The organism is Corynebacterium sp., from assembly GCF_030538285.1.
Classification (GTDB): domain Bacteria; phylum Actinomycetota; class Actinomycetes; order Mycobacteriales; family Mycobacteriaceae; genus Corynebacterium.
In genome coordinates, this window is the sequence record NZ_JAUNUG010000022.1 from 17,614 (window position 1) to 34,213 (window position 16,600).

The window sequence follows — 16,600 nt, forward strand, 5'->3', positions numbered from 1 at the left end:
GTTACGCGTCACTTGTTGCCGGCCCACCCGGCACGCGGGTTGAAACCGGAGTTCTTCTCGGCCTGCGCATATTCACGCAGGGCGCTGGTGGCGGCAGCGTCGAGATCCTTCGGCACGGCCACCTCCACCGTCACCATCAGGTCACCGGCATTGCTGCCGGTCTTGGGCACGCCACGGCCCCGGATCCGGAGGGTCCGGCCATTAGGGGTGCCTGCGGGTACCTTGACGCGCACCGGCGCATCGAGGGTGGGCACTGTGATGGTGTCACCGAGCGCCAGCTCGGCAAAGGAGACGGGAACGGTGACCTCGAGATCATCACCGGAACGGGTGAACACCGCGTCGTCACGCACGTGGACGGTGACGAACAGGTCTCCCGCCGGCTTGCCCTGCGGGCCCGCCTCACCCTGCCCGGCGAGGCGCACCTTCTGGCCGTCGATGACACCGGCCGGGATGCGCACCGTCAGGGAGCGGGTGCGCCTGACCGTGCCGGAACCATGGCAAGTGCCACACGGGTCGGTGATCACCTGGCCCGTGCCACCGCATCCGGTGCACGGCGCGCTGAACCCGAAAGCACCGCGGTTCTCCGAGGTGAAACCGGAACCCTGGCACTGTGCACAGGTCTCGGGGTTACCGGACTTCGAGCCGGAACCGTGGCAGGTGTTACATGGTGCGTCGCCGGTCAGCTGGAGCGGGATCGTCGTGCCCTTGGCCGCTTCACGGAAGTCAAGGGTGATTTCGGTCTCGACATCCGCTCCCCGCGTCGGCCGAGCTGCGTGGCGAGGAGCGCCGCCGCGGTTGAAAATGCCACCGAAGATATCGCCCAGACCGCCGTCCGCAGAAAATCCTCCACCGGATCCTCGTCCGAAGATGTCCGAGGCGTCGAATCCTTCCTGCGCCTGGCGAAACCCGCCGGGGAACCCGGCACCTCCGCCTCCGCCGAAGCCTCCGAAGCCGCCGCCGGAGCGGAGCATCGCCTTCAGCTGGTCGTATTCCTTGCGCTTATCCTCGTCACCGAGCACGTCATAGGCCTCAGCGGCCTTCTTGAAACGGTCCTCGGCAGCCTTGTCACCCGGGTTCTTATCGGGGTGATTCTCGCGCGCCAGCTTTCGGTAGGCCTTCTTGATGTCGTCGGCAGTGGCGGACGAGGAGACCCCCAGATCCGCGTAGTAATTCTTGTCTGCCCATTCTCGTTGCACGCTCACTGGGCATCTCCTCCTTTCAGGATGAGAAAGTTGTTGTTTCTAATTATGTTTTATCGCTAACTAAAAGGGAGCACCGCCGCCCGAGGGCGACTGAAGATGCGTCTCGGACGGCGGTGCAGGTGGGCGGGGAAGCTCCCCGCTACTCGGTGGCCTCAGCTGCCCCGGTGGCCGGATCAGCGATGATGACCATCGCGTTGCGGACGACCTTGTCGCCCACGCGGTAACCGCGGCGCAGGACGGTACCCAGCGCCTTGTCCTCGCCGGAGGACAGATCCTGGACAGCCTCGTGGATCTCCGGGTCGAAAGCTTCACCTTCTTCGCCGAAGGGGATGAGCTTCAGGCCGGTGACCGTGTCAGTGAACTTGTCGGCGAAGGCCTTGAGCGGGCCCTCCTGCAGATCACCGTGCTGACGGGCCAGATCGAGGTCATCGAGGATTGGCAGCAGCTTGGCCAGCACCGACGCCTTGGCGGTGTCGATGATGCCCTGGCGGTCACGCTCAGTACGCCGCCGGTAGTTGGCGTACTCCGCGCTCACGCGCTGCAGATCTTCGGTGCGCTCAGCCAGCTGCGCCTCCACGTCGGAGACCTCCCCGTCACCGTCGGCATCCGGATCGATGTCGGCCAATGCCTCCTCGATCTCTGCCTCCAGTTCCGGGTCGATGGCCTCCGCTGGGACAGGCTCCTCCTCGACGGTGGCTTCAGGATCCTCGTCCTGGGTACGGGCGGCCTCCTCGGCGGCGGCTTCCGCGCGGTCGGCCGAGGTGGCCTCCGGGTCGGTGTGCTCCGGATCGCCCGGGTTGTCAGGCATCTGGTTGGGATGGGTCATTACTTCTTCTCCTCACCGTCAGTGTCCGGAGCCTCGTCCTCGACGACCTCGGCGTCGACGACGTTGTCGTCAGCAGCCTCCTCGCCAGCCTGTGCCTGGGTGGCACCGGCGTTGGCCTCGGCCTCGTAGATGGCCTTACCCATCTCCTGGGACTCGGTCGACAGCTTCTCGACGGCCGACTTGATCGCCTCCAGGTCCTCGCCCTTGAGAGCCTCCTCGACCTCCTTGGCAGCATCCTCGACCTTGGTCTTGATGTCCTCGGAGACCTTGTCGGAGTTCTCCTCCAGGAACTTGCGGGTCTGGTAGACCATGGACTCCGCGTTGTTGCGGGTCTCCTGCTCCTCGCGGCGCTTCTTGTCCTCCTCGGCGTGGACCTCCGCATCCTTGATCATGCGGTCGATCTCCTCCTGGGACAGGCCGGAGCCGTCCTGGATCTTGATCGTGTTCTCCTTGCCGGTGCCCTTGTCCTTGGCGGTGACGTGGACGATGCCGTTGGCGTCGATGTCGAAGGTGACCTCGATCTGCGGCACGCCACGCGGGGCCGGGGCGATGCCACCCAGCTCGAAGGAGCCGAGCAGCTTGTTGGCGGACGCCATCTCACGCTCACCCTGGAAGACCTGGATCTGCACGGAGGGCTGGTTGTCCTCGGCGGTGGTGAAGGTCTCGGAGCGCTTGGTCGGGATGGTGGTGTTGCGCTCGATGAGCTTGGTCATCACGCCACCCTTGGTCTCAATGCCCAGGGACAGCGGGGTGACGTCGAGGAGCAGCACGTCCTTGACCTCACCGCGCAGGACACCGGCCTGCAGGGCAGCACCGACGGCGACGACCTCATCCGGGTTGACGCCCTTGTTCGGCTCGCGGCCTCCGGTGAGCTCCTTGACCAGCTCGGTCACGGCCGGCATACGGGTGGAACCACCGACGAGAACGACGTGGTCAACCTCGGAGATGGACATACCGGAGTCCTTGACGACCTGGTTGAACGGCTCCTTGGTACGGTCCAGCAGATCCTGGGTGATGCGCTGGAACTCGGTGCGGGACAGGGTCTCATCGAGGAATAGCGGGTTCTTGTCCGAGTCAACGGTGATGTACGGCAGGTTGATGTTGGCCTGCTGGGAGGAGGACAGCTCGATCTTGGCCTTCTCAGCGGCCTCGCGCAGACGCTGCAGGGCCATCTTGTCCTTGGTCAGGTCAATGCCGTTGGAGGCCTGGAACTTCTCCACCAGCCAGTCGACGACACGCTGATCCCAGTCATCGCCACCCAGCTGGTTGTCACCGGCGGTCGCGCGGACCTCGACGACACCGTCGCCGATCTCCAGCAGAGAGACGTCGAAGGTACCGCCACCCAGGTCAAAGACCAGAATGGTCTGCTCCTTGTCGCCCTTCTCAAGGCCGTAGGCCAGAGCAGCGGCGGTCGGCTCGTTGACGATACGCAGGACGTTGAGACCTGCAATCTGGCCGGCCTCCTTGGTGGCCTGACGCTGAGCGTCCTCAAAGTAGGCGGGGACGGTAATGACGGCGTCAGTGATGTCCTCACCCAGGTAGGCCTCAGCGTCACGCTTCAGCTTCATCAGGGTACGAGCGGAGATCTCCTGCGCGGTGTACTTCTTATCGTCGATCTCCACCGACCAGTCAGTGCCCATGTGGCGCTTGACGGAGCGGATGGTGCGATCAACGTTGGTCACGGCCTGGTTCTTGGCCGGCTGACCAACCAGAATCTCACCGTTCTTGGCGAAGGCAACCACGGACGGGGTCGTCCGCGAACCCTCCGAGTTGGCGATAACAGTGGCCTCGCCACCCTCCAGCACCGACACCACAGAGTTGGTGGTGCCGAGGTCAATTCCTACTGCGCGTCCCATATTGTTCATTTCCTCCTGTTATGCGGGATTTCTTTAAGTTGACTGCCATCAACTCAACTTCTGGAGACCAACGTACCAGAAGCCTTGAGCCTGGAGCACTCAACCTGACATCCCTTACAACGGGCGACCTTCTAGAGTTGTTCCCACCCGGCTCAACTATTTTTCTTTTCCCAGCTCAGAGCAGCCTTTCCGCCTCTCCCCACGCACTCCACGGCGCAATGACCCACGCCAACGCCTTCGTCCACTGGGCAGCAATGACGGCCACCTGACCGTCGTCATCCCACCCATGGTGCAGGATGTGCACCAGGTCGAAAGCCTCCAACACCTGCGTACGCCCCCGCAATCCCGGCGAGCGCACCAACAACGTCGCCGCAGTCTCCCCCTCCAAGACAGTCGGCGCAGCCTCCACGAACACCCGCTCGGCAAAATCCCACGCCCTCGTACGCTGCGGCGGCAAATCCACCAACCCCACCACCCACGCCAACGCCTCCACCGCCCACGCCGAACGAGCAAACAGCTCCGCCTCCGCCCGCAGCGAATCCGCCAACTCCACCCGCCCACCCGCCTCAAAAGCCTGCGCCCGCGCCACCCCGACATCCCCCAGGAAGTCACGCTCACGTGGGGTGAGGGAGGCGTCGATAAGCTCCCGGGCCGCCACCAGATCATCCGCCTGCGGCACAGCCCCAGCGCTCACCTGCCGCGCGGCGCCCACCAGCACACGCAACGCCGCCAGCCGATGCACCACCTGCACATGCTCCCGCAACCGCACCTCCTCCTCCGCCGGAACCACCGGGATCTCCTCATCCAGCACCAGACCCGACTGCCGCAATGTGCGCAGATTCTTCTGCCGCCGGTGATACGCCACCGGATGCACCGGCACCTTCACCCCCTTGCCCGGAGCCGCCAAATTCTCCCCATCTATGTTGCGGAACGGCCCATTTCCTACCCGAAACACACAAAACTGCCCCCACCCAGCAAACTCCGTCAACTGCCGCGCCGAATATTCCTCATCACGATAAAAGCGGTACACCACCTGCGACCGAGAAATATGCCGCGCCAGCGGGTGTACCCGCACCACGTCAGGCCCTGTCACCGTCAACCCAGCCTCCGCCAGGTCACGCAGCGCCTCCTCAATGAACACCCCCAGATCCTGCGGGGAGGTAAACACCTCACCCGACACGGCGACCGGCATCGGCACGGTGGAGAACACGAGGACATCCATGCACCCATGCAACCAGAACCTCCTGATCGCGGCACGCTCAGCACTCCCAGGCCAGACACAGCCCCGTCCACAGGTGATCCGGATAAGGGACAGCCACTCCGCGCAGCTGCTCGATGTGCTCACTGATAAGTCGAGCGGCCGTGCCATTGCGCAACGTCTCATCACAGATATACAGCGTCGTGAGCCCGTTGATGCGGTACTCCTCACCCTGGCGGTGCTCCTTTGCCCGCGTCGCGTCCGGATTCGCAGCGTCGAGGACATATTTCTCGCGGCCGTCATACTCGATGACCAGACACAACTCCGGGAAGAAGAAATCCACCCGGCCAATCCACAGACCACTCCGTGAAGAAATATCAGCCTGCTGCCACGGCACCCCCACGCCCAGCTCATGAAAAAGCAGTTTGAGATCAGTTTCCCGCGGGCTCTCCGAACCCAACGACGCCAATAACGCCGCCTGCCGGATCTTGGCAATCCCATGGACCCCCGTTATCTCCGCCACACGGGTTCGGATATCCGTCGGCGTGAACAACTCCTCCTGCAGGCCGTAATCCAAGGCCCGCACCGCTTCCTGCACATTCCCCCACCGCGCCAGGTCGAGCGCGGTGGTCAGGGCGTCCGTGACGCGGACGGTGCCGAACTCGGTGGCCTTCTCCTCGATCGCGGTGACGTGATGCCCGGCTAGCGGGCGGTGGATCACCTTGGCGGTATTCCTAGTGCGTGCTCGCTCCGCGGCGACTTCGACCGGGCGCCTAGTCACTGCGAGGGGAGAATCCACGATAGGAAACCCCCATAGTAGGGCTGCCGAACGCCCCACAACCACGGATTTTCCGGCCACGTGAGCGGCAGCGACGATGCGGAGTTCCACCTCCTCGTCTGGCTCCAGGTCCTCGTATTCCTCACGCAGCATGAACAACCCCCGCTCGATCCGTACGTAGATGCCTTGTTTCCACTCCCGGTACAACCGGCGTCGTTGTGCGGCTGTCATGCCCTCGACGCTGATGACCGGCCCCCCGACCTGATTCATGAGGGCAGTCTCCCACGGATCGGTCTGACCCGCCGGGCAAGAGCGGGGCTGTCATAACGGTTCTTGAAGATTTTCCGGCTCCTCTAAAAGCCCAGGTCGGATTCGGGCCCTGAAGATCTTTAAGAACCGTTGTGACAACCCCCTCCACCCCAACCATCCCTATACTGGCCGGGAGAGTAATTACCATCACATTCCTCGCGGGAATGTACGCCGCACCACCCCGCGGTACGATCCCCGCCGAATAAGAAAGGGCCCGCGACGTGAACCCGCAACGCACCCGGACCCGGCACATCAGTGACCGCCCGCCGGTGGTCGGCTGAGTCCACACCCGACCCAGCCCACCCCACCCCGCAAAGGAAACACTGATGCCCCAGCATGTCCCGGTCGAGCAGGTACTCGATCCCGCCATCGCCCGCGCCCAGGAGTGGCTCGCCGCCACCTCCGATTCCGACGGCACCTCCGCCACCGAACGCCTCGCTGATCTGGTCCGCGACCCGGCCGGTGTCACCTTCACCATGGATTTCGTCGACCGGGTGGCCCGCCCGGAGGATAACGCCACTGCGGCGAACGCCCTGCGCAAGCTCGATACGCCCCCGGATTTCCTGGGGCGTTTCAACCAGACCGCTCTGCAGCTCGGTGGGATTGTCGGCCCGAAGTTGCCCGGCATCGTCATGCCGGTGGCGCGGGCTCGGATGCGTCAGATGGTCGGCCACCTGGTGCTCGACGCCGACGGCAAAGCCCTGGACAAACTCCTCGATCAGGCCGCTGAAGACGGTGTTCAGCTCAATCTCAACTTGCTCGGTGAGGCGGTGCTGGGTGATGAGGAAGCCGCCCGCCGCGCGGAGCGCACCCTCGCGCTGATCAACAACCCGAAGGTCACCTATGTCTCTGTGAAGGCTTCGAGCCTGGTCGCGCAACTGAATCCGTGGGACCTGGAGGGCAACCTCGTGCGGCTCAAGGAGCAGTTGCGTCCGATGTATCGGGCGGCCGCCGCGGAGGGGACCTTCATCAACCTGGACATGGAGGAGTACCAGGATCTCCGTCTGACCATCCGTCTGTTCACGGAACTGCTCAGCGAGGAGGAGTTCGCAGACCTGGAGGCCGGCATCGTCCTGCAGGCCTACCTCCCGGATAGTTATGACGCTCTGGTCGAGCTCGCGGAGTTCGCCGCCACCCGTTCCACGCCGATCAAGATCCGCCTGGTCAAGGGTGCGAACCTCTCGATGGAGAAGGTGGAGGCGGAGCTGCACGGCTGGGAGCAGGCCCCGTATTTGTCGAAGCCGGAGGTGGACGCGAATTATGTGCACTTACTGGATTACATCCTCACCCCGGAGCACGCGCCGCATGTGCGGATCGGCGTGGCTAGCCACAACCTGTACACGGTGGCGCTGGCGTGGGAGTTGGCGCAGGCCCGCGGGGTAACCGAGCAGATTGACGCGGAGATGTTGCAGGGTATGGCGCCTGCCCAGCAGAAGGCGGTGCGTGAGGTCGTCGGCCGGATGATTTTGTACACCCCGGTGGTGCACCGGGAGGATTTCGATGTGGCGGTGTCCTACCTGGTCCGCCGCCTGGAGGAGAATGCGGCGGAGGAGAATTTCCTCCACGCGTTGTTCGCCCCGGGCGAGGGGATGTCAACGCAGGAGCAGTGGCTTATCGACGCCGTCCGCAACCCCGTTTCCACCACCCCGCGCCGCACACAGAATCGCCTGACGGAGACCGGTCGCACGGTGCAGGGCCGTTTTGAGAACGAGCCGGACACGGACCCGGCGCTGCGCGCCAACCGGGAGTGGGCGTTGGAGCGTTTGGCCGCGGAGCCCCACTCCGTGGAGGCTGAGGAGGTCAGCGACCCGACGGCCATCGACGCAGCTGTGGCCCGCGCCCGCGAGCTGGCCCCCGAGTGGGCGGGGCGCACAGGTCATGAGCGCGCGGAGGTGCTGGAGTCGATCGCGGATGAGTTGGCGAAGGCACGCGGTGAGCTGATCACCATCATGGCGCATGAGGCTGGCAAGACGGTGGATCAGTCGGATCCCGAGATCTCGGAGGCCATCGATTTCGCCGCCTACTACGGCGAGCAGGCCCGCAATCTCGACCGAGCCCGCAGCGCCTTCACCCCGCACGCCCTGACGGTGGTGGTGCCGCCGTGGAACTTCCCCGTCGCGATCCCGACGGGTGGTGTGACGGCGGCGTTGGCGGCGGGTTCGGCGGTGATCATCAAGCCGGCGCCGCAGACGGTGGCGTGTGCGGAGGTGATGGTGCAGGCGGTGCACCGGGGCCTGGTGCGCCACGGCATCGACACCGATCTGGTGCAGTTCCTCCGTGCAGATGAGGGTGATGCTGGTCAGCGCCTCATCTCGCATGAGGGTGTTGATCACGTCATTCTCACGGGCGCCTCGGAGACGGCGAAGTTGTTCCGCTCCTGGAATCCGCGGATGAATATCAGTGCGGAGACCTCAGGCAAGAACGCTATCATCGTCACCCCGTCCGCCGATCCGGATCTGGCGGTGGCGGATATCTACCACTCGGCGTTCGGGCACTCGGGCCAGAAGTGTTCGGCCAGTTCGCTGCTCATTCTCGTCGGACAGGCGGGCGAGTCGCGGCGGATCCGTGAACAGCTTGTCGACGCCGTCTCCACCCTCCGCGTCGGCCCCGGCACCGACATCTCCACGACGATGAACGGGTTGATCGAAGCGCCCGGCGAGAAGCTGGAGCGGGGCCTGAGCACCCTGGATAACGGCGAGTCCTGGCTGCTCAAGCCTGAGATGCTCGATGAGGAGGGGAAGTTCTGGAGCCCGGGCATCCGCGATAATGTCCGCCCCGGTTCGTGGTTCCACCGCACGGAGTGCTTCGGTCCGGTGATGGGCATCATGTACGCCTCCAGCCTGGAGGAGGCGGTGGAGTGGCAAAACGATACGGGCTTCGGCCTGACCGGCGGTATCCACTCGCTTGACGACGACGAGGTCGACTACTGGGTCGAGCACGTCGAGGTCGGCAACGCTTATGTCAACCGCGGCATCACCGGCGCGATCGTCCAGCGCCAGCCCTTCGGCGGCTGGAAGGATTCGGTCATCGGATCAGGCGCGAAGGCGGGTGGCCCGAACTACGTCGCGCAGTTCGGCACGTGGGTAGACGGTGATCTTGACCACGGGCAGGTGCAGTTGAGCGCGGGCGTCGAGAAGCTGCTGGCGCAGGCCCCCGCCGACCCTTGGCTGCGCGCCGCCGCGGAGCTCGATGAGTCGGCGTGGCGCGAGGAGTTCAGCCGCGAGCACGATCTCACCGGGCTGGCCGCGGAGGCGAATATTCTGCGCTACCGGCCGTTGCCGGAGCCGCTGCCGGTGTACATCGGTAAGGGCGCAAACGAGCGCGATATCTGGCGTTTGAAGCTGGCGGCGGAGCGGGCGGGGACGTCGATAAGCGAGGATGTGACATTCGTTCCCGGCGGCCGCATCCGGGCGCTCGGCGAGGTGCCGGAGGACCTCTACGAGAAGGCCGCAGAAGTCGGCGCCGTCATCCTCGATGCCCCCGTGCTGGCCGACGGCCGCCGCGAACTCCTGCCCTTCCTCCGCGAGCAGGCACTATCGGTGACGCTGCACCGTTTCGGCGTCCTGCGGAAAGTGGGCAGCATCCGGCAGTGATAAATGAAGGTTTTTGGGGCACAATGAAGTTCTGATGAGCACACCTATTGATCCCCAGAAACCGGGCCCCGAGGGCACCGACCCCCGCGACCTGACCGAGATGGTCTCGGACTACGCCGAGCTGTCCGACGAACCCCGCGACGCCAACTCACCCAACGACGCCCCGGAAGTCACCGACCGGGCGGTCTTCATCGGCCGTGACGGTCGGTGGGCCGCCGGGTGGGCGCTGCGCTTCATCATCTTTGTGGTGGCGGCGTTCATCCTGGGCAGGATCCTCGGCTACGTGTGGGCCGGACTGCTGCCGATTCTGCTGGCGCTGCTGGTGTGTACCGTGCTGTGGCCGCCGGTGAAGTTCCTGCGCGACAAGCTGAAGTTCCCGGCGGCATTGGCCACGGTGGTCACGCTCGTCGGTTTCTTCGCGCTCATTGGCGGCATCTTCGCGGCGATGGCGCCCATCGTGCGCGATCAGGGTGCGGCGCTGGTGAAGCAGGCGCAGGACGGGATGAACCAGTTGTCGGACTGGGTGCAGGGCCCGCCGCTCAACGTCGATACCTCGCAGTTCGACCAGGTGCTCAACGACATCACCGGCTTCCTGCAGGAACGTTCCTCGCAGATCGCCTCGGGCGTGTTCACGGGCCTGGGGGCGGCGACGTCGGTTGTGGTGACGATGGTGGTCATGCTCGTGCTCACCTTCTTCTTCCTCAAGGACGGCGACCGTTTCCTGCCGTGGATGCGCGGTTTCACCGGCTCGAACGCCGGCTGGCACCTCACTGAGGTGATGACCCGTTCGTGGAATACGCTGGCCGGTTTCATCCGTACCCAGGCGATTGTCTCGCTTGTCGACGCCGTCTTCATCGGCATCGGCCTCGTCCTCCTCGGCGTGCCCCTGGCGTTCGTGCTGGCCGTGATCACGTTCTTCGCCGGCTTCATCCCGATCGTCGGTGCGTTCACCGCGGGTGCGCTGGCGGTGATCATCGCGCTGGTGAGTAACGGTGTGACTAACGCGCTGCTGGTGTTGCTGCTCATCATCGCGGTGCAGCAGATCGAGGGCAACATCCTCCAGCCGGTGCTGCAGTCCAAGGCGATGAACCTGCACGCCGCGGTGGTGCTGCTGTCCGTGACCCTGGGTTCAACGCTCTTCGGCATCGTCGGCGCGTTCCTCGCCGTGCCGATCGCCGCGGTCGCCGCCGTGTGGTTCCGCTACCACTCCGAGCTGGTGGCCCTGCGCGCCGGCGAGATCACCATCGATGACATCGAGATCGCCACCGCCAAGGGCTCCAACCTCACTTCCTGGGAGGCGTTCACCGCGGTGCGCGAGCGCCTGGTCACCATGACCCCGACGCTGGGGCGCCGCAAGAACGCCGGCACCGTGGATGAGGATGTCGAGAGCAACGCCGAGCACAACGAGAAGCCCCGTTGGCGGATGGTCAATAACTCGGACCCCTCTTAGCGTGCGAGCGCTCATCATCGGCGCAGGACCCGCCGGCCTCACCGCCGCGCTGGTCCTGCGCCGTTTTGGTTGGCATGTCCGGCTAGTCGAAGAAGCGCCGCGCCTGCGGACCTCCGGCTTTTCGGTGCGGGTGGGGGTGCGCGGGCAGCAGGTGCTGGCATCGCTTATCGACGTCCCCACAGCGGACGGTCCGGTCGAGATCTGGCGCGGCGACCTCGTGCGCCTGCTGGCCCGGGATGTTGGGGAGATCGACTTCGGGGTGTGTGCCGAAACGGTGCCCCACGAGGGCTGGGATGTGGTGCTCGGCGCCGACGGCATCGATTCCCCCACCCGCGGGCGTCTCGGCCTGGACGGGCGTGTGCCCACCGGCCGCTCCTTGGCCCTCTACCGCGGTGATCCTCTCACCGGGCCGGTCATCTTCCCCACCGGTGGGTCCCCGGGTGGGGATCCCTGGCGCGTCGACGAGATCTGCCAGATCGTGCTCCCCCGCTGGTCGCACGGCAATGTCATGCTCATCGGCGATGCGGCCGCCGCCTGCGGAGCCACCACCGGCTACGGCACGACGGTGGCGCTGGTCATGGGGTTCGAGGTGGCACGCGGCCTGACGGAGGGATTAACCCTGGACGAGGTCGAGGCGCAGTTACGCCCGTGGGTCACAGAGCAGCAAGCAGCCGCTCGACGGCATCTGCTAGCTTGACCGCACTACCCTCCACGGCCTCGGCCCACTCGGGGGCGGTGTCCTCATCTGCGCGGTCGCTGATCTGCTTGAGCAGGGTGATGGGCACGTCGAAACGGTGGGCGACGGCGGCCAGGGCGTAACCCTCCATGTCCACCAGGCCGGCGACCTGTGCGATGCGCTCGCGGGTGGCGGAGTCCTCGACGAAGGTGTCACCGGTGGCCAGCTGCCCGGTCGGGAACAGGCCCGTGACCTGGGGGGTGATCACGCGCGGGAAAGCATCGAAGGCGATGTCCGAGGTGAACTCCACGTTGAAGTCGTGCTTGTGCACGCGGTCGATCTCGTAGACGCCGTTGGGGATCTCATCCCGCAGCGCGCCACAGGTGCCCACGTTGATGATGCGCTCCGGCAGCTGTCCCGCGGCCCGGCGCGCGCACAGTTCCTCGGTGAGCGTGATTGCGGCGGGCAGGGTGCCGATGCCGGTCACCAGCAGATCCGCCCCCTCCGGCAGGTGGGCGGCTTCCTCGGACACGGCGGCGACAAAGAGAACACTCATGGGCCCCGATCCTACTCACGGTGGATCTGCGGCAGATCCCAGCGGTGCCACAATCCCAGCCGGTGCAGCATCGTCCGGTACGCCTGCAGGCTGATTACCTCCTTCCACCCGAAACGGTCGGGCTGGGTGGGTAAGTTGTCGGATCTTTCCTTCTCCTTCTGCAGGTTGAACTCCTGCTCCTGCGCGGAGTCCCCGTACTTCCCTCGCCCGTCCAGCTCCATGAGCTTGTCCGTCCCCTCGACCTGGAAGTCCACCACGTAGACCTTCCCGTTCTTGCCCCGCACACTCACCTGTGGGATGAGCGTGAAGTCCCCGAAGAGCACCGTCTGCGCCAGGAACGCCGCCTCCAGCGCCGACTCCACCGCATCCGTCGCTGTCTCCACGATGAGCGCCCAATGCGCCAGGCCCTCTTTGCCGGTGGTGTCGTAGGCCGCCAGCTCCTCACGGGTGACCAGTTTCTGCCTAAGCGCACTACAAGCAGCCACAAACCCGGCCCCGAAGCCGTGGATCCGGGTGAGGTCAGCGATGGTGCGCTCAATCGTGGTGGCATTGAAGTGGGTGCCGGTAACCTCCGCGTCGGAAAGGTTGTGGTGTATCTCTTTGATCCCCCGCCGGGGGCGCCCGCCGTTGCGCCGGTACAGCATCTGCTGGCGGGGTACCACGCTGTACCGCCACAACCCCCAGGCCGCAGCGGCAGAGTACCCGGCCAACACGCGCCCCGATGCCATCCCCAGCGCCTTCGCCTGCAGGTCAAAGCGCTCCCATGGCTTTAATTCCTCATATGTCGCCGCCTCGACGTATACACCCCGCTCGAGTCGCACGATGACCTTCTGTCTCTCCAGCGCGCGCAGTACCGCTGACGCGTCTGGCAGGTGTTTCTGCTCGTTGCGCAACAGCAGCCCGTCGCTTCGTCTGGTGCAGCGCGCCAACCCCGCCCCGATGTCCCCCATGTCCCTGCCCTCCTGTGCCGTTGTTCCACAGTTATTGGACTGCCTCAAGGCATCAAAGGTTCCCTCCGCTCGGGAAAAATCCGGGGCAGGAATTATGTCACAGCTCTTTCAGGGGCTATGCGTACTTACCGGTGGTTCAAACCACCCAGAAGTACTCTTAGCCCCTGTAAGAACTGAGGTTCGGCCCCGGCGAGCCCTACCCCAGCTCCTCCGCCACGCTGAAACGCCCGCCGGCCGCCTCGAACTCGGCGACGGCCGCGGCGGCGAGCACGTCGTCGGCAAGCACATCGACGGCGACCTGCGCCAACCCGGCGGCCGAATCCACGGCCGCGCGGGTGGCCTCCTCACCCGCCGCCCACGAGGCAAACGCCGCGGTGTGCAGCGCGACGTCGGGCGGCGAGACCTTCACCATCGGGTGGATGCCCGGCACCAGTTGCGAGACGTTGCCGAAGTCGGTCGACGCCGCCAAGGAATCCGGCACCACGCCCGCCGGCACCACCATGCGCCCGCGCAGCGCCTGCGTGCGCGTCCACCGTTCGGCGAGCACCTCGTTGTTGCGGATGGGCAACGTCGCGGGATGTACGTCCCAGGTCTTGTCCACCTGGCAGCCGGTCATGAGGGCGGCGCCGTCGAGGATGTCGTCGACACGCGCGGATAGGTCGACGAGCGAGTCGGTGAGCAGGGAGCGCACGTAGATGTCCAGCGATGCTTGTTCGGGGATGACGCTGGGGCGTTGCCCGCCGTCGGTGATCACGGCGTGCAGCCGGTCCGAGGGCGCCATCTGCTGCCGCAGCAGGCCCATCGCCTGGTAGGCGAGCGTCGCGGCGTCGAGGGCGTTGCGTCCCATGAATGGCTGGGAGCTGGCATGCGCCGCCACGCCGCGGAAGGTGGCGTGCAGGGTGCGGCGGCCGAGCCAGTAGTGGCTGGAGATGTCGTAGCCGAAGGGGTGGACCATGATGGCGATGTCGATGTCGTCGAGCATGCCCCCGCGGATCATGTATTCCTTGCCGGAGTGCCCCTCTTCGGCGGGCGTGCCGAGGAGCACGAGGCGGCCGTCGATACCGGCGGCCTGCGCGGCGTCGATGGCCGCGAGGAAGCCGCCGACACCGGCGGCGGCGATGATGTTGTGTCCGCAGGCGTGGCCGATGCCGGGCAGGGCGTCGTATTCGGCCATGATCGCGACGGTGCGGTGCGCACCCGCGCGATACCCCAGCGAGGTCCATTCGGTGCGCAGCGCGGTGCCGACATCATGGGAGCCCTGCTCGACGCGACAACCGCGTGCCTCCAGTACCGCGCTCAGCGTCGCCTGCGCGTGCACCTCCTCAAAGGCCAGCTCGGGGTGGGCGTGCAGGTTGCACAGCAGGTCAGTGAGTGTCGGCTCCAGTGCTTCCGCGCTTATCGACGCCGCCCTCCACGCTTCATCTTGCCTGGGGTAAGCGTCGAGAAGCAGGGGTTGGGCCGTGGTCGCAGCCTCGGCGACCTCCGCCATGCGGGCGGTGATGCCGGCGGCGGCGTGGTCGAGGAAAGCGGTGGACGGAGTGGTGGTGTCGCCAGAAGTCATCGTTATCCCACGCTACCTAGTTGAGGAAGATCTGCGCGCCCGGGCCGAGCGGCAGGTCAAGGAAGTACCAGACGCCGAGGAGGGAAGCCCAGGCCACCCAGAACGGGATGACGTACGGCAACAGGCGGGACATGAGGGTGCCCAGGCCGGCGTCGGGTTCGTAGCGGCGCAGCAGCCCGAGGATGACGATCATGTAGGGGTTGAGCGGGGTGATCACCTGGGTGGCGGAGTCGCCGACGCGGAAGGCGGCCTGCGTGAAGGCGGGCTCGAAGCCGATGAGGGCGAACATGGGCACGAAGACGGCGGCCATGAGGGTCCACATCGCGGAGCCGGAGATGATGAGCAGGTTGAGCAGGGACGCCAGGATGATGAAGGCGAGGATCGCGCCGAAGCCGGTGAGCCCGACGGATTCGAGGAAGGCCGCGCCCTTGACTGCGGTCCACGTGCCGATGCCGGTCCAGGCGAACAGGGCGACGAACTGGCCGAGGATGAACGCCAGGACCAAAAAGCTCATCATGTCTTTGAGGGCCAGGCCCATCATCTCGACGATGTCGGCGACGGATGTCACGGTGCCCACGAACAGGCCGTAGACAATGCCGAGCACCATGAAGTAGGCGAAGACGATGAACACGATCGACTGCAGCAGCGGCGACTGCGGGAGGAAGCCGCCTTCCTCATTGCGCCACGGGGAGTTGGGGATGAGGAAGGCCCAGAGGAATATCACCGTGAGGAAGAGTGCGGCGACCAGCGAGGCCCACAGGCCCTTGGTTTCCTGCTTACTGAGGGTGGCGGAGAGCTCGTTGCCCTCGGCGTCGCGGTCGCCGCGGGTGGCGGCGTCTTCGCCGTCGGCCAGCGTTTCTTCTGTGGGGATCTCCTGGCGGACCATGCGCGGTTCGAGGACCCGGTCGGTGACGAAACCGGCGATGAGGCCGAGGGCGATGGCGGAGACGATGTTGAAGTAGTAGTTGGAGACCGGGTTGACCTCGGTGGTGGCGATCCCGGGCAGGGATTCCATGACGGCGTTGGTGATGCCCGCGAACAGCGCGTCGAGGCTGGTGGGGACCAGTGCGGTGGAGTAGCCGGCGCCCACCGCCGCGAAACCGCCGAGCAGTCCGGCGACGGGGTGGCGGCCGGCGGCCTTGAACACCATGGCGGCCAGGGGCGGGACGACGACGAAGGCGGCGTCGGCCATGATTGAGGCCGTGACGCCGACGATGCCGACCGCGTAAGGCAGGATCCATTTCTTCGCCGAGCCGAAGAGCTTACGGATCAGCGCGGAGAGCATGCCTGTGCGTTCCGCGACGCCGGTGGCCAGCAGGATCGGCAGGACAGTGACCAGGGGTGGGAAGCCGATGTAGTTGGCGCCCATGGTGGTGGTCAGCCAGGTCAGGCCTTCGCCGGTGAACAGACCGCGGATGATGAGGTCCTCATCGGAGCCGGGCACCGCGACCTGGATGTTCTGCAGCGCCATGATGGTGGAGGCGACGCCGGTGATGAGGAAAAGCCCGAGGAAGAGGGTGAAGGGCTCGGGCAGCTTGTTGCCGAGGGTCTCGATGCCGGTAAGTATCCGGTCGCCGATCCCGCCCTGCTTCTTGTCGCTGGTCTTTGTGGTCATACCTCCCAATGTTGCACAAGTCACATTCCA

12 protein-coding genes are annotated in these 16,600 nt (G+C 65.6%); 3 read left to right on the forward strand and 9 right to left on the reverse strand.

Annotation, left to right across the window (positions count from 1 at the left end):
- Positions 1-8: 8 nt before the first annotated feature.
- From dnaJ to Q4G50_RS08695, 5 genes are all read right to left on the reverse strand, one after another.
- A complete protein-coding gene (gene dnaJ, locus Q4G50_RS08675) occupies positions 9-1,202 on the reverse strand; it encodes a molecular chaperone DnaJ (protein ID WP_303377260.1) in 1,194 nt (397 codons plus the stop codon).
- 139 nt (positions 1,203-1,341) lie between these two features.
- Positions 1,342-2,028, reverse strand: a complete 687-nt coding sequence (gene grpE, locus Q4G50_RS08680) for a nucleotide exchange factor GrpE (protein WP_303377261.1) — start codon at positions 2,026-2,028, stop codon at positions 1,342-1,344.
- Positions 2,028-3,884, reverse strand: a complete 1,857-nt coding sequence (gene dnaK, locus Q4G50_RS08685) for a molecular chaperone DnaK (RefSeq protein ID WP_303377262.1) — start codon at positions 3,882-3,884, stop codon at positions 2,028-2,030. Before dnaK ends, grpE begins: the two co-directional genes overlap by 1 nt.
- A 175-nt stretch (positions 3,885-4,059) precedes the next feature.
- Positions 4,060-5,106 carry a DUF4272 domain-containing protein gene (locus tag Q4G50_RS08690; protein ID WP_303377263.1) on the reverse strand — a complete coding sequence of 349 codons (1,047 nt, stop codon included), beginning with the start codon at positions 5,104-5,106 and terminating at the stop codon, positions 4,060-4,062.
- A gap of 37 nt (positions 5,107-5,143) precedes the next feature.
- On the reverse strand, positions 5,144-6,130 hold the full coding sequence (locus Q4G50_RS08695) for a hypothetical protein (RefSeq protein ID WP_303377264.1): 987 nt from the start codon (positions 6,128-6,130) through the stop codon (positions 5,144-5,146).
- Between the two features lie 365 nt (positions 6,131-6,495).
- Between Q4G50_RS08695 and Q4G50_RS08700 the strand changes: the two genes are divergently transcribed.
- The 3 genes from Q4G50_RS08700 to Q4G50_RS08710 are packed head-to-tail and all read left to right on the forward strand — an operon-like array spanning position 6,496 to position 11,909.
- Positions 6,496-9,762 carry a bifunctional proline dehydrogenase/L-glutamate gamma-semialdehyde dehydrogenase gene (locus Q4G50_RS08700; protein WP_303377265.1) on the forward strand — a complete coding sequence of 1,089 codons (3,267 nt, stop codon included), beginning with the start codon at positions 6,496-6,498 and terminating at the stop codon, positions 9,760-9,762.
- Between the two features lie 34 nt (positions 9,763-9,796).
- On the forward strand, positions 9,797-11,212 hold the full coding sequence (locus Q4G50_RS08705) for an AI-2E family transporter (protein ID WP_303377266.1): 1,416 nt from the start codon (positions 9,797-9,799) through the stop codon (positions 11,210-11,212).
- Position 11,213: 1 nt separating this feature from the next.
- On the forward strand, positions 11,214-11,909 hold the full coding sequence (locus Q4G50_RS08710; RefSeq protein WP_303377267.1) for an NAD(P)/FAD-dependent oxidoreductase: 696 nt from the start codon (positions 11,214-11,216) through the stop codon (positions 11,907-11,909).
- Here the strand turns inward: Q4G50_RS08710 and Q4G50_RS08715 are convergent.
- The 4 genes from Q4G50_RS08715 to Q4G50_RS08730 form a co-directional block, all read right to left on the reverse strand.
- Positions 11,866-12,444, reverse strand: coding sequence for a nucleosidase (locus tag Q4G50_RS08715; protein WP_303377268.1), 579 nt, complete (start codon positions 12,442-12,444; stop codon positions 11,866-11,868). The genes Q4G50_RS08710 and Q4G50_RS08715 overlap by 44 nt on opposite strands.
- An 11-nt stretch (positions 12,445-12,455) precedes the next feature.
- Positions 12,456-13,394, reverse strand: coding sequence for a hypothetical protein (locus tag Q4G50_RS08720; protein WP_303377269.1), 939 nt, complete (start codon positions 13,392-13,394; stop codon positions 12,456-12,458).
- 196 nt (positions 13,395-13,590) lie between these two features.
- A complete protein-coding gene (locus Q4G50_RS08725; RefSeq protein WP_303377270.1) occupies positions 13,591-14,955 on the reverse strand; it encodes a M20 family metallopeptidase in 1,365 nt (454 codons plus the stop codon).
- A gap of 16 nt (positions 14,956-14,971) precedes the next feature.
- On the reverse strand, positions 14,972-16,570 hold the full coding sequence (locus tag Q4G50_RS08730) for an AbgT family transporter (RefSeq protein ID WP_303377271.1): 1,599 nt from the start codon (positions 16,568-16,570) through the stop codon (positions 14,972-14,974).
- Positions 16,571-16,600: the final 30 nt, after the last annotated feature.